The following is a 13,539-nucleotide window of genomic DNA, read 5'->3' on the forward strand; positions in this document are numbered from 1 at the left end:
TTTAAATTAGTTTGTTTAAACGAGCTTTTTACTGCTTAGATAATCTTCGTAGTTGCCTTTGAAGTCGATTATCCCATCTTCAGTAATCTCTAAAATCCGGGTTGCCAATGAAGATACAAATTCACGGTCATGGCTAACAAACAACAGTGTGCCTGGGTAGTTTTCAAGGGCTAAGTTTAACGATTCTATGGACTCCATATCTAAGTGATTGGTTGGTTCGTCCATTAGTAATACGTTATTTTTCTGCAAAATAAGCTTGCCGAAAATCATTCGACCTTGCTCACCACCAGATATGACTTTAACTGATTTATCAATTTCTTTTTGAGAAAACAATAGTCTGCCTAGTGTTCCTCTAATAACCTGTTCATCATCGCCTTCTTTACCCCACTGATACATCCAATCTAATAAGGTTTTGTCTTCTTCGAAATCATGAGCGTGGTCTTGCGCGTAATAGCCTATAGATGCGTTTTCAGACCATTTTACATTCCCGCTGTCGGCTGCAATGTCTCCATATAAACAACGCATTAAGGTTGTTTTACCTGCGCCATTGGGACCAATGATCGCAACCCGTTCGCCTACCTCGATCATTAAATCCAGATTAGAGAATAGGGGAGTTTCAAAGGATTTACTCAAACCTTCTACTTCTAGGGCTAATCGATGCAGCTTTTTATCTTGTTCAAAACGAATAAATGGATTTTGACGACTAGAAGGTTTTACTTCATCCAGTTGGATTTTGTCTATTTGCTTGGCACGAGATGTAGCTTGCTTAGATTTTGACGCATTAGCTGAGAAGCGACTGACAAAGGTTTTTAGCTCTGCAATTTGTGCTTTTTTCTTGGCGTTGTCAGACAGTAAACGTTCTCTGGATTGAGTAGCAGCGGTCATGTACTCATCATAGTTGCCAGGGAAAAGTCGTAACTCACCATAATCGAGGTCAGCCATATGGGTGCAAACACTGTTTAAGAAGTGACGATCGTGAGAAATAATAATCATCGTACAGTTACGTGAATTAAGTGTATCTTCCAACCAACGAATAGTATCAATATCCAAGTTGTTGGTGGGTTCGTCTAACAGCATAATATCCGGGTCTGCGAATAAAACTTGGGTTAACAACACCCGTAATTTCCAACCTGGTGCTACTTCGCTCATTGGACCGTAATGTAAAGCTTCTTCTATTCCCACACCGGTAAGCAATTCAGCCGCGCGAGACTCAGCAGTGTATCCATCCATTTCGGCAAATTCAGATTCCAGTTCGGCTGCTCTGATACCATCTTCTTCTGTCATTTCCGGATTAGCATAAATCGCATCTCGTTCTTCTTTGACTTTCCACAGCTCTTCATGGCCCATAATAACAGTATCGATTACTGAATATTTTTCAAAGGCGAATTGATCTTGTTTAAGCTTACCAATTCTTTCATTAGGATCTTTTGTAACGTTACCTGAAGATGGCTCTAAATCATTACCTAGAATTTTCATGAACGTGGATTTACCGCAACCGTTAGCTCCGATAAGACCGTAACGATTTCCCTCTCCAAATTTGACGGACACATTTTCAAAAAGAGGCTTGGCACCAAATTGGATGGTGATATTGGCAGTAGCTAACACGTTGGCAATTCCTATAGATTAAAGACATATAAATTTTGCGCAGGATTATGCCACAAATAACTTTATTTTGATGGGGTTTGTTGATTTAAATCGCGAAGCACCGTTTTAACCCGTTAATCGCGTTTTGGGCTAGGGTAATGGTGGGATATTATGAATTATCAATAAGATAGGTTAACTAACAATTAGATTGCAGCACAGTGATGGCAGAAATCATCGATTTTCCCACCTTCCATTAAATATGTCAGGCGGGGAAAAGATTCGATAAATTAGAGAAGAACTATTGATCTAGCGGTGTATTAAAATCTTCGGAAAGCTCAAAGTCACCAGTTACGCTAGCCACTTTTTCATCTTCAAAATGAATGATTAACTCTTTGCGAAAGTCTTCACCTCGCTTGCTCATACCGCGTTTCATCTCGTATATGTAATACCAAGTATCGTGGTCGAAAGAATCCTGAACCACTGGACGCCCTAGTACGTAAATAACCTGTTCTTTGGTCATTTCAACACGCAGTTGTTTAACGCTTTTTTCCTGTAGGAAATTCCCTTGGGGAACGTCAATACGGTATATCCAATCTGTGCAGCCAGACAACAATAATGTTGTTACAACAGCCGCTATTATACTTTTATACTTCATTCATTCTTTCATTTAAGTTAAATAATTAATCTAGCTTAGCCCAATGAGCCAGCTTATTTCTGGACACGCATGCTAACTCAGCATTAGGTCTGCAATCAATAATTAATCGAGACTAATGATAACTGCTGAGTAATTCTTTTGCATTAGCAATAGCTGAATTGGTCAAAGTGTCCCCAGCTAGTAGGCGAGCTAATTCCTCAATTCGTTCATTTTCTTGTAAACAAATCATGTGTGTTTCAGTGGTTTTTTTATCTGAAAACTTAGTCACAAACATTTGCTGATGACCACTTGCTGCTACTTGCGGTAAATGGGTTACACAAATGACTTGGCTTGTTTGACCGAGTTTCCGCAATAACTTTCCAACTACAGATGCCGTGGGTCCACTGATACCTGTATCCACTTCGTCAAAAATCATAGTTGGAATTAAGTTACCTTTGGCACTAATCACTTGTAAGGCAAGACCAACTCTAGAAAGTTCACCACCGGAGACTACTTTTTCTAAAGTATCCGCTTTAATGCCTAAGTTTGTGGAAATTAAAAACTTCACTTTGTCTAAACCTGAGGGGGAGGGAGCAAGTTCGGCATCAAATTCTACGCACACTGAGAATTTTGCCTGCGACATATTCATCTCTTGAATATGTTGTTCGACCAATTTTGCTAATTTATTGCCTGCCTTGCTTCTACTGGCGCTTAGTTTTTCTGCTGCACTGATATAATTTTGTTGTAATACCGTGAGTTTGCCCTGTAATTCCTCCAGAGACTCGTCTTGATTATCTAATTCGGCTAACTCAGTAGACAATTGTTGATGATGCTCAAACAGTCCTTCAGGACGCACACCGTGCTTTCTAGCCAAATCTAACGCTTGAGAGTAACGTTGTTCAATTTGTTGCATCCTCATGGGATCAATTTCTAAGCGGTCAGTATAGGCGCGCAATTGGCTAGAGGCTTCATCAATATTAATGAGTGCTTCGTTTAATATGGTAACGATAGGCGCTAATTCAGGATCATGCTCTTGCAATTCTCCGAGCATATCAATACTACTTTGCACTGCATTTAAAGCGCTGCCTTCATCAGCATCATATAGTTGATAAAAGCTCTTCTGTGATTGTTCTAACAAAGCTTGGCTGTTACTTAATTTTTTATGCTCTAATTCCAGTTCAATAAATTCATTTTCAGCGATATTGAATTCATCTAATTCTTGCACCTGATATTGCAGTAAATTTCGACGATCTGAACGTTTTTGCGTACCAGCCAATAGCACGGCCATTTGCTTCTGGGCAGTGTTAAGTAATTCATATTGCTGCTTAACATCACTGACTAAATTGCCATGTTCTGCAAAATTATCGACCAATTGCTTCTGAATTTCAGATTTAAGCAATAATTGATGGGCATGTTGACCATGAATGCTAATTAATTGTAAGCCTAAACTTCTGAGTTGTTGTGCCGGAACGGGATAACCATTTACATAGGCTTTTGAACGGCCTTCAGAGGAAACTACGCGTCGAATCATTAGCTCTTGATGTTCGTTTTCCGATGTTTCTTGCTCACTTAAGTCATTCTCATTTAGCCAAGATTTAACTTTGGGAAGATTTGTTATATCAAAGGTTGCACAAACATCCGCTTTGTCGCAACTAGGTCGCACCATACCAGCATCGGCACGATTTCCTAAACATAACCCAAGGGCATCAATAGCAATAGACTTACCAGCCCCGGTTTCACCGGTAATAACGCTAAGACCTTGCTTAAAATCGACGTCTAATGACTTTACGACTGCTAAATTTTGTACAGATAAGTGAATTAACATAAAAACAAACACATGGTTATACATACAGTAACTGTAAATATATACATAAATTTCTAGTTGTAAAGTAGAATTGCTATTTGCACGCTAAAAGTTAATAGAGTTTCGAACCCCAGCCTAGTTTGGTGCGAAGAACGTTGAAGTAGTTATAATCTTTTGGATGGATCAGAGACAATCTGTCTTGATTTTTTTTGATATGGATTTCATCACCAGGAAACACAGTGAGTGCAATGTGACTGTCACAACTTACTTGTAGATTATCGGTGTTATCATTAGACACTTTCATTCTCACTACACTGTTGGCATCTACCACTATTGGTCTACTACTCAAGGTGTGGGGAAACATTGGCACCAATGTTAAGGCATCTAAGTTAGGCGTTAGAATCGGGCCACCACCAGACAGGGAGTATGCTGTGGAACCTGTGGGTGTGGCCACAATGAGTCCGTCGGAGCGCTGACTAAAAACAAAGTTATCGTCAATGTATACTTCGAATTCCATCATATGGGCTACTTTACCGTGATGCAGCACGACTTCATTAATAGCCGAATTGGAGCTTTGTTGTATACCGTCACGAAATACATCAACTTGCAGAATAAAGCGCTGTTCTCTGACAAACTCACCATTGAACAAACAGGTTAACTGACGATCTATATCGTCTGGGTGGATATCTGTTAAGAAACCAAGGTTGCCACGGTTGACACCCACCACTGCTACGTCGTGTTTAGCCAGTATTCTGGCAGCCCCTAACATGTTGCCATCACCACCCACAACAATGGCTAGATCTGCTTGTAAGCCGATGTTTTCTAACTCAGCCGTTTCAAAACCATTTCCTTGTAGCATGCCAGAAACCTTTGTTTCGACAAGAATTCGACATCCTTTTCGTTTAAGGAATTGCAATATAGCGTTAAGGCTCTTGTTTGCACCTTCATGTGCAGGCTTTCCAATCAGACCAATAGTTTTAAAAGGCATAACTTTCTATTTAAATTCAAAAACTCAGTATAACCATGCTTAGTAATGAAAACCAAGCATGATAGTTAACACTGTCTCAATAAATGTTTACCGAGCGGTCCAACCTCCATCAATTACTAGCGCTTGAGCGGTCATATTTTTAGCGGCATCACTGATTAGAAAAGCCGCTGTGCTGGCCAGTTCTTCAATTTCTATAAAGGCTTTTTTAGGCATAGGCTCAAGCATGATTTTATTGATAACATCTTCTTCACTGATACCATTTTCTATTGCTTGGGCGGCAATTTGTTGCTCGACCAAAGGGGTTTTAACGTAGCCTGGACATAAGGTGTTGATCGTCACGTCGCAATCACCTGTTTCTAGCGCTAAGGTTTTAGCAAATCCCAATAACCCGTGTTTGGCAGCGACATAAGCGGATTTGTAGGGGGAGGCGACAACCGAGTGCAAGGAACCAACATTGATAATGCGTCCGTAATTTTGTTCGCGCATATGGGGCAAAAACGCTTTGCTTAATAGTGCGGGGCCAACAAGCATGATATTGATTAGTTGTTGCCATTTTTGTGCGGGAAAATCTTCTAAACGAGATACATGTTGGATGCCTGCGTTGTTGATCAGCACATCGACAGTATCTGGCAACAGTTTTTCCGGTAACGCTTCTATCTGGGCGGCGTCACTCACATCTAATTCAACAGACTGAGCATTAATATTCTCTGCAACTAATTTATCAACTGCATTTTGAGCGGCTTGGGCATTAATATCGGCAACAATGATCTTATGTCCCATTTTTCCTAAATATTGGCCTATACCAAAGCCAATCCCACTTGCAGCGCCGGTGATTAATATGGTTTTATTTTGCATTTTTTATCCTTTAGATTTCGATTGAACGGCAAGTGATTTCACGATATTTTTTACAGCTTGGAGTTGTTTTCCTTGGGCTGTAGCATAATTTTTGTCAGTGTACCCCCACCAATCCCAACATCCTTGAGGGTTCATTGGAAGCATCATTGATGTAGTGGTTTGAGGATATAAAATGATTAACTGATTATTATCAGCCCAACGGTTCAAACCGTTGTTTTTGATATAATCTTGACCAATAGTTTGAGCATTTTGATTGCATCCGTGAAAGTTCACATGCACTTGACACTCTTCACCTTGTGCACAGCTCTTAGGCACATATACAAAACCTTTCTCGGCCATACTTTCGGCAGGATCTCCGCCTAATTCATGTTGGTCAATTTGTTTGATCTGGCCACTAGATGCAGCTGAAGGTGCCGTTAAATCTGGGTGTAAAAAATTAAGCAACTCACCCGCTGCATCGTAGTTACAATTTCCTAAAAAGGGCGATTCTGAGCTATCACAAGAAGATCCCGTTGCCAGGGTAGGGAAGTGATGGGCAAAAGGTTTATCTTTTATATAAGTTAGGTTTTCGTCTTTAACTAACCCTTGATATTGCTGATAAAGGGCATTGGCTACTGGGGGCGAGATTTTTGCGTCTAATTTGCCATGTAGTAACCAAACTTTACTGTCTTGTAAATGAGATAACGGGGCAATTAATCCTTGTTCTGCATATTGGCTTAGTTGGTTTGTTAATACATCCAGCGAGAATTCTGCGGATTGTTTGTTAACACATTCAGATAGCGCGGTAGTGATACTTCCTTGAGCGCAATAATAGGGGCCTGCTGCAATAATGGCGGCACCTTTTACCCAATCAGAATAAGCAATGTGAAACTGATTTGCCATATATCCACCGCTAGATAGCCCTGACACAGTGATCTCGTCAATATCTAAATCCAATTCTACAGTCTCGGCATTAACAACGGCGTTAATGGACAGGCTAGTGGTTAATCCCATACAGATAACCAAATTACGTAATTTTCTCATATGCTTGTTAACCTAGTTATTTAAAAAAGATTGGATTAGCGCGGCGTGATTAGTAATACCTGTGACACCTTCTAAGTGCCCTAAGGTTCCCGGCAAAATCGATAACTGACTGTCTTTACCATTATCCAATAGCATTTGATGTGTAGCCTGCAAATTATATGGCATCAATAAAAGATCTGTGGCTGCCGGTAAAAATAAGGTTTTTGCCTTAACTTTTTTTAGCGCATTCTTTAAATCACCTTGGTGGCCAGCAATGTACAACTGACAGGCTCGAACTAAATACAATAGGTGGTTTGCATCCATCGCCTCCGCCCGTGCCTCAGCCCTTGCTCGCAACCAATTAACGATGCTTGGTGATTGTCGAATATCTTCAAGTGGCGCTACTTCGGATGGGGAAAAATCAATAGATTGTCCAACTTGATTAAAAAAATCAGGGTAGAGTGCATCTTGGGTTATTAGCATTAAAGAGGCCACTAATCCGTCTGTTGGCGGCAGGCCAGAATAATAATTTCCCTGCTGCCAGTTTTTATCCAATTTGATGGGTGTCGACCAATGTTCGAGTTTAGCCGATGTCCATGCGTCTGCTTCACCTGCACCGATAACCGATATCATTCGTTCTACCCAGTCAGGATAAGCAACTGCCCAATCCAGAGCTTGCATTGAGCCCATAGAGGGACCTACTACGGCATATAATTTTGAAATTCCCAACGACGTTAGCAATTGTTTCTGGACGTTTACAAAATCACGAATGGTTACTACCGGGAAATCAAGACCGTATGGCTGACCTGTTTTTGGATTCATTGAGGCCGGGCCGGTTGTGATCACATTGGGATCATGGGCACCTAAATTGGCTAGGCTATCTACACTTACAACATAAAAACGATTGGTATCAATGGCTTTACCTGGGCCAATGATGGCGTCCCAATATCCCGCTGCGCTATCACTGTGTTGATACTTTCCGGCAGCATGGGAGTTGCCGGTAAAATAGTGAGTTATTAATATTACGTTGTCTTTGTTGGCGTTCAGGCGGCCATAACTTTCCCAACCTACAGTGACCGTTTCAATACTTTTTTCGCCAAATGTCTGGAAGTTTTTAGTCGTAAATGACTTTTTTTGAACCAAAGGTAAAGGTTCAACCTCAGCAGAACTGACCACATTGGCTGCGCTACTTTGGGTATTCGCACAAGCCGATTGCATGCTTAAACATAACAGCAAAAAACAGCCTTTTAGCCAGATGGTAGGATGTAATCTCAACTCTATTCTCCTCATATCCACTTACAAATTTAAAAGAAAGTAAACAGTGCGATGGCTAAACTTAATCCAATCAGTGGAATAACCACCGTCAATGCACCTACTGCCCAATAAGCACGTTGATGTGTTTCATGACAAATGCCTCGAATGGTTGTTACAACATAACCGTTATGGGGCAGTGAATCCAACGCACCAGAAGAGATTGAAACGATTCTATGTAACTGCTCAGGATCGACACCTTGATCCATGTAGTGTGGCCCAACTAAAGGTAACGCTATTGCTTGTCCTCCTGAAGCCGAACCGGTTAAGCCTGCGATAACACTAACCGCAATCGCTGCGCCTATTAATTCGTTTCCTGGAATTTGAGTCATGACTTCCACTGCTGTTTGAAACGCTTGTGTGGATTTAGCAATAGTGCCGAAACCAACCACTGCTGCGGTGTTACCAATGGCGATAAGCGCACCTGTTGTACCCACGCCAACTGCTGCGGTTAGGTTATGGAAGTATTTGAAATTGATTATCATCAAGGTTAATACTCCGCCACCTAACGCAACGATCAGCGCCATTTGTTGTAACGATTCATGGAAGGTATAGGATAAAACCAGTACCACCAACAAGGGGATTAAACCTGTGACCCAATGAGGGTAATCTCGTTCTGAAATTTTAGGGTCGTGATCTTTGCTTTCAAATCGTTCACCGGCGGCTAACGCTTTGTTCATCATTCTTCTGATCCACCAGAATCCCAATGTCGCCATGAAAATTGCCACCACTAAACTGACTTCCCATGCAGCAAAAGGGGATGTACCTAAATATTTTATCGGGATCCAATTTTGTATTTCGGGTGAGCCTGCTGATGTCATAGTGAACGTAACAGAGCCAAAAGCCAGTGCCGCAGGAATGAATCGTCTTGGTAAGTTGGCGTCTTTAAACAGACTCAAAGCCATGGGGTAAACAGAGAATGCCACGACAAAAACGCTCACCCCACCATAGGTTAGGATTGCACAGGCAATGACCACTGCGGCTACCGCATGTTGTTTACCCAAGCGCCCAATAATTGCCTTTGCCACAGCATCAGCTGCGCCAGTATCTTCCATGAATTTACCGAACAGGCTTCCCAATAAGAACATGAAGAACCAGTTTGCTACGAATCCAGAAAAACCCGACATATAGGTTTCTACAAAATTGGTATCGCCGATAAAGACAGGTAAACCACTCGTTAACGCAACAATTAGAGCACATAGAGGGGCTGCAATAAAAAGATTCATGCCTCTGATAGTCAAGACTATGAGCAAAAATAAGCCGCCGATTAAGCCAATTAGACTCAGCATTTTTATTCCCTTTTTTTTAATGATACAAAAATCTGTGACCGCAGAGAGTCATATCATTTCGCTCTTTCGTGTATCTAAATACAGTTTTGAGCGCGGTATATAGTGTTAATCTTTTTTACCTTTTGGGACATAGTACTATGGTACTAAGGTAAAATATTTTGAAGTAGATTAGAGTAATCACACTGTCACTGTGACCGCAGCGAATCGAATAATTGTATAAAAAGAAACTGTGTAAGAAGGACACTCTATGAAACACACACACACACAATCTATCGTTCAAAAGGGAAAGTTTTTAAAACTTTCGACACTCGCATCAGCTGTTGCTTTATCTTGTCTTTCAGGGCAAGTAGCGGCACAAGAAGAATCTAAAGGTGGTTTAGAAAGAATAGAAGTTACTGCTCGTAAAACGGTTGAAAGTCTACAAGAAGTCCCTGTTTCTGTTACCTCATTAGGTGCCACAGAATTAATGGAAAAAGGGATGTCAGTGATGACTGAGATCCAACAGCAATCACCCAATACAACTTTACAAGTGAGTCGCGGAACGAACTCTACATTAACTGCATTTATTCGTGGTGTGGGGCAACAAGATCCTGTTTGGGGTTTTGAACCAGGTGTTGGTGTTTACGTAGATGATGTCTACATTTCTAGACCCCAAGGCGCAGTTTTAGACTTGTTCGATTTGGAACGAGTGGAAGTTCTTCGTGGGCCTCAAGGTACTTTATACGGAAAAAATACAATTGGTGGCGCGATTAAATACGTTACCAAGAAAATGACCGGTGATACTGAACTGTCCGTGAATGCGACAGTGGGAAGTTACTCACAAAAAGACTTAAAAGTAATGGGGCAAATCCCTATCACTGACAACTTATTCTTTGGTTTTGCGGTTGCAACGTTAAATCGTGATGGTTTTGGTGAATTTCTTGTTGCGCCAGAAGGTCAAGATACTGAAAACTATAATAAAGATGTTCAGGCTGCACGTTTTACCTTGGAGTACCAAGCAAACGAGGACGTATTTGTTCGCTTTAACTATGACAAGACCAAAGACGAGTCAAATGCCAAAGGTGGTTACAGATTGTCAGATAGTATCCTAACGGATGCTCCGCAACCTGATAGTGTTTACGATTCATATTCAAGTTTGCCTACCTGGAACAAAGTTGAAACCGAAGGCATGAGCTTAACGGTTGAGTGGGACATCAACGATAGTTGGGCATTTAAATCGGTTACTGCTAGTCGTGAAGGTGACTCGCCAACCAATATCGATTTTGACAGCACGCCGCTAGGTATTTTTGATACGCCAGCAACTTATACCGATGAACAGATCTCCCAAGAATTCCAACTTAACTATGTTGGTGATGACATTACCTTCGTATCTGGCGCTTATTATTATGATGCAGAAGCTTGTGGAATATACGATGCTTACTTAATGGCATTTGGAATTTCAATCGAGCAAAGTGGTTGTACAGATACCAAAAGCTTAGCTTTGTACGGACAAATGTCTTACGACATAACCGATAAACTATCTACCACAGTAGGGCTTCGTTACACCAAAGACGAAAAACACGGTGTAGTGGAAGCGGGCACAAGACTGGGCCAAGCTTATCCAAACTCTGATTGGGTTGATGGCTATGTCAGACCTGATTATGCGCCGAATGTGGTGATTGATGATACTGAAACTTGGTCTCGTTTAACCCCCAGACTTGGTTTGGAATATGCCTTGACTGACTCAACCATGTTCTTTGGAAGTTACTCACAAGGTTTCAAATCTGGAATGTACAACCCTCGCGCGACTTTCTTCCAACCAGCAGCTGCGCCTGAGATAGTCGATTCTTATGAAATCGGTATGAAAAGTGACGTAACCGATTCATTTAGACTTAACGCTACTTTATTTAGATTGGATTACACCGACAGACAGTATGTTGTAAATGTACCTTCGGACGATTTAGCGGAGCCTACACAACGAATCGCTAACGTAGGGGAGTCTGATGCGAATGGTCTTGAAATTGAACTTACTTATATTGTCACCGAAGGGCTAACCTTCACCAGTGCATTAGGTACAATTGATGCAGAATTCACCGAAGTATTCTCGGTAGATGCAGCGGGTAACCCCATTGATTTATCTGATAATTTTGTGATTTCAAATACTCCTGACTTTACCTTTAATGCGGGTGTGAAATACGAGTTTACCACTGATATGGGCGACTTCGTTTTCAATGGTAACTATTACTATCGCGATGATTACGAATTATTCGAATCACCTGATGAATTGTTACGTCAAGAAGGCTATGGATTAGTTAACTTAAGCTTAAATTGGTATAGCGATGATGGTCAATGGACTGCTGGATTGCATGCCAAGAACCTGACTGACGAAGAATATCGAGTGGGTGGTTACAACTTTACCGGTGGCCGAACTGCCGATGGTGAATTATTACCTGGCTTAGGTGGTGATACAACGTTGATCGGTTATTACGGCGATCCCCGTACTGTTCACCTAACAGTAGGTTACACTTTCTAACGGCACTTTGTGTTGTTCCCAAGGGGCGACTTGGTCGCCCTTTTTTTGTTTTTATTATTAATATAACTTGAGCTTGGCAGTAACCTTTCATATGCTGCCAGTCATAGTAGTCTTGTAAAATCATTCATTATGTCAGTTAAAGCGCTTATCGCCGATGATCATCCGTTATTTCGCATTGCCCTTAAGCAGGCTGTGAGTGCACTATTGGATGACGACATCACTGAAACCTCAACCTTGCAAGAAACCTTGTCGGCATTAAATCATGATCCCCAAATTGAATTGGTATTTTTGGATTTGAATATGCCTGGCAATGACGGTTTATTTGGATTGAGCCAAATCCGCTTGTTGCATCCTGATGTGTTAGTGGTGATTGTTTCAGGTGAGGAAAAACCACTTATTATCCAAAAAGCGATTAATTTGGGAGCCAGTGGGTTTATTCCAAAATCCAGTTCATTGTCTGAAATTGCAAATGCCATCGAACAAGTATTGGATGGCCTGCAATGGTTGCCAGAACATCTGATTGCTCAGGTTGAAGCAAAGTTACCCGCCGAAGAGTCTGAATTTGCGAAAAATTTAGAACAATTAACACCACAACAATTTGTGGTACTTAAAATGATGGCTGATGGCCTGTTAAATAAACAGATAGCTTATGAACTAGGCATTAAAGAAACCACCATAAAACAGCATGGTTCAGCCATTCTTAAAAAGCTAAAGCTAAATAATCGAACTCAAGCAGGGGTGTTATTTAAACAGCTTATGAATCAAGTGTGATATTTTCTTTGATTGCCGAAGATTAACTGGCTGTTGAGCATTATTTTAAACGGTGAACCTAAACAATCAATATGAATTACGACGAGTTTAATCATTTTTGTGGCGCACTCAAAGCAACGACCTATGTTATGCAATGGGGCAATTCACATGTGTGGAAAGTTGGCGGAAAAGTATTTGCTATTGGTGGCTGGAGTAAAGATAAAAAACCTGCGTTTACTTTCAAAACTTCTGAACAAAACTATTATTTTTTGTGCGAACGGCAAGGATACATTCCAGCCCCTTATTTCGCCAATCGAGGTATGAAGTGGATTCAACAAATTGAATCCGACTCACACAGTAACGAAGAGTTAGAATATTACCTAATTGAATCTTATCGCTTAGTCTCGAAAGGGTTAAGCAAAACAAAACAACAAGAGCTTGGTTTACATTAGCAGATAATCAACTGATCCATTTGCTAATACTCACTAGCCGCGGTCAACCAAATGGGTGTGTGATCGGGGCAAGAATATCTTCTTGAAATAAGTTATTTGTAGTAGCTAAGACTCGATCTGGTATTTATGGTCAAATGCTTTGACCTAATCTGATAGTTAGAAATGAGCCATAACCGGCCGTTAAACTATACTCAATACATGCCAAAAATCATGATGTCAAAACGAACATTAGAAAATCACATCCGTCGAATAACGTTGCTTTGTAAGCAAAAAAAGTATCAAGCTAATTGGAAGATGCTTCTTGATGATTATTGACAACATTGGGTTATATCGTTTGGTTACTATAAATTAAGACATA

At 40.9% G+C, this 13,539-nt stretch carries 11 protein-coding genes; 3 read left to right on the forward strand and 8 right to left on the reverse strand.

What is annotated here, in order from left to right; all coding sequences use genetic code 11:
• Positions 1 to 15: 15 nt before the first annotated feature.
• The 8 genes from KO530_RS10885 to KO530_RS10920 all read right to left on the reverse strand — a co-directional run bounded on the left by KO530_RS10885 (position 16) and on the right by KO530_RS10920 (position 9,467).
• Entirely contained in the window at positions 16 to 1,605 is a 1,590-nt protein-coding gene (locus tag KO530_RS10885) for an ABC-F family ATPase (protein ID WP_216048430.1), read from the reverse strand.
• A 277-nt stretch (positions 1,606 to 1,882) separates the two neighbouring features.
• Positions 1,883 to 2,239, reverse strand: a complete 357-nt coding sequence (locus KO530_RS10890; RefSeq protein WP_216048431.1) for an outer membrane protein assembly factor BamE — start codon at positions 2,237 to 2,239, stop codon at positions 1,883 to 1,885.
• 112 nt (positions 2,240 to 2,351) lie between these two features.
• On the reverse strand, positions 2,352 to 4,043 hold the full coding sequence (recN, locus tag KO530_RS10895) for a DNA repair protein RecN (RefSeq protein ID WP_216048432.1): 1,692 nt from the start codon (positions 4,041 to 4,043) through the stop codon (positions 2,352 to 2,354).
• Between the two features lie 91 nt (positions 4,044 to 4,134).
• The gene (nadK, locus tag KO530_RS10900) at positions 4,135 to 5,010 is read right to left on the reverse strand and encodes an NAD(+) kinase (RefSeq protein ID WP_216048433.1); all 876 of its coding nucleotides are present in this window, start codon (positions 5,008 to 5,010) and stop codon (positions 4,135 to 4,137) included.
• A gap of 87 nt (positions 5,011 to 5,097) precedes the next feature.
• Positions 5,098 to 5,865, reverse strand: a complete 768-nt coding sequence (locus tag KO530_RS10905; protein ID WP_216048434.1) for a 3-hydroxybutyrate dehydrogenase — start codon at positions 5,863 to 5,865, stop codon at positions 5,098 to 5,100.
• Positions 5,866 to 5,868: 3 nt separating this feature from the next.
• Positions 5,869 to 6,888 carry an extracellular catalytic domain type 2 short-chain-length polyhydroxyalkanoate depolymerase gene (locus tag KO530_RS10910; RefSeq protein WP_216048435.1) on the reverse strand — a complete coding sequence of 340 codons (1,020 nt, stop codon included), beginning with the start codon at positions 6,886 to 6,888 and terminating at the stop codon, positions 5,869 to 5,871.
• Between the two features lie 12 nt (positions 6,889 to 6,900).
• Positions 6,901 to 8,085: an E22 family MetX-like putative esterase gene (locus tag KO530_RS10915; RefSeq protein ID WP_216048593.1), complete on the reverse strand. Its 1,185-nt coding sequence runs from the start codon at positions 8,083 to 8,085 to the stop codon at positions 6,901 to 6,903.
• Positions 8,086 to 8,171: 86 nt separating this feature from the next.
• Positions 8,172 to 9,467 (reverse strand): GntP family permease, encoded by a 1,296-nt coding sequence (locus KO530_RS10920; RefSeq protein ID WP_216048436.1) that lies wholly within the window; start codon positions 9,465 to 9,467, stop codon positions 8,172 to 8,174.
• 247 nt (positions 9,468 to 9,714) lie between these two features.
• Between KO530_RS10920 and KO530_RS10925 the strand changes: the two genes are divergently transcribed.
• From KO530_RS10925 to KO530_RS10935, 3 genes are all read left to right on the forward strand, one after another.
• Positions 9,715 to 11,979 (forward strand): TonB-dependent receptor, encoded by a 2,265-nt coding sequence (locus KO530_RS10925; RefSeq protein WP_216048437.1) that lies wholly within the window; start codon positions 9,715 to 9,717, stop codon positions 11,977 to 11,979.
• 129 nt (positions 11,980 to 12,108) lie between these two features.
• Positions 12,109 to 12,750 (forward strand): response regulator, encoded by a 642-nt coding sequence (locus KO530_RS10930; RefSeq protein WP_216048438.1) that lies wholly within the window; start codon positions 12,109 to 12,111, stop codon positions 12,748 to 12,750.
• Between the two features lie 71 nt (positions 12,751 to 12,821).
• Positions 12,822 to 13,181, forward strand: coding sequence for an MmcQ/YjbR family DNA-binding protein (locus KO530_RS10935; protein WP_216048439.1), 360 nt, complete (start codon positions 12,822 to 12,824; stop codon positions 13,179 to 13,181).
• Positions 13,182 to 13,539: the final 358 nt, after the last annotated feature.

It is taken from the genome of Aliiglaciecola lipolytica (assembly GCF_018860635.1).
Lineage (GTDB): Bacteria > Pseudomonadota > Gammaproteobacteria > Enterobacterales > Alteromonadaceae > Aliiglaciecola > Aliiglaciecola lipolytica_A.